Annotated in this window: 1 protein-coding gene; it reads right to left on the minus strand. The window is 26.2% G+C overall.

What is annotated here, in order from left to right; genetic code table 11:
- Positions 1-648: 648 nt before the first annotated feature.
- Positions 649-802 (minus strand): CAP domain-containing protein (locus SLH48_RS22405; RefSeq protein WP_320259890.1); only part of this gene is annotated, 154 nt, incomplete at its 5' end.

The raw sequence follows: 802 nt of genomic DNA on the forward strand, positions 1-802 counted from the left end.
ATACCATATATAAACATTAAAGAGAAATATTACATTGATATAAGTATTGACAACTTTTTAGATTGCAGATTTTATTTCAAACATATTACATTAAGTAACATGATATTAAAATACGTGTAATTATCATATAGTAAAAATTGATAAAATAATTTATGCGGAGAAAAAATTTAAGTATAGCCATGTTTGAAAATTGCTGTTTCAGAATGCCAAGATTGTTATTAAATAAAATTTGATACAAATGCAATTTGACTTTAAAAAGTCTTCATGTAAATTTTTAGGTACTATTAATAGACAGTTTTCACATTGATTGTTGTTTTGCATATTAAGAAATAAACCGTACACAACTAAAGTTCGAGGCATCATTTCTTCTGTACAACGATGACAAACAATTTAAAACTACTTTGTTGGTACTAAATTGGTAACAATAACAACAAAGTTTTCGAAAAGAGCCAATCAATGAGAATTAAAACATGCTGATCATGAATCCCTATAGACTTAATATTTGGAACAAAGGTATCAAACAGAAGCTTAAGATATATAAAATTTATGTATGTACCATTTTATAATGTAGAATTAGAAAATTAATACGAAAAAAAGTTAGCTATTCTATATTTCTAAGAATAGCTAACTTTGAGATTAATAGTTTTATTATTTACCAATAAACATTTGAGTCCAATAGTTACCTTGTTCAACATAACCAACACCAATATGAGTGAAGCTAGAATTTAAAATGTTTTTGCGATGACCTTCACTATTCATCCAAGCATTCACAACTTCTTGAGGTGTTTTTTGACCGTAAGCA

The organism is Cytobacillus sp. IB215316 (assembly GCF_033963865.1).
Lineage (GTDB): Bacteria > Bacillota > Bacilli > Bacillales > SM2101 > Nanhaiella > Nanhaiella sioensis.